The 228-nt window shown below is 67.1% G+C and carries 1 pseudogene; it reads right to left on the bottom strand.

The features are described 5' to 3' along the window. Positions 1–228: pseudogene (locus ACPYOM_RS24345) on the bottom strand (2-aminobenzoate-CoA ligase); the annotation flags it as partial.

Raw genomic sequence — 228 nt, 5'->3', positions numbered from 1 at the left:
GGAGATGAGATCGCCGTCGTCGTCAGCATTTCCTGCGGCCGATCCGTACGTCAGGACAGCAACGTCGTCCCCCGCCGCGGCCGCGAGCTCATCCACGAAGCGGTGGTCCGAAATCGCGACCACCGGCTTGGTGAGTCCGATCAGGGTGGCGACCTCTGTGGAACGCAGCATGGGCATGGTGGTGACCACCACGGCGCCGGCTTTCAGGACGCCGAGCCAGGCCGCGAC

The organism is Monashia sp. HAY1-2A (assembly GCF_056755315.1).
This window is presented reverse-complemented; position numbering and strand designations above follow the sequence as displayed.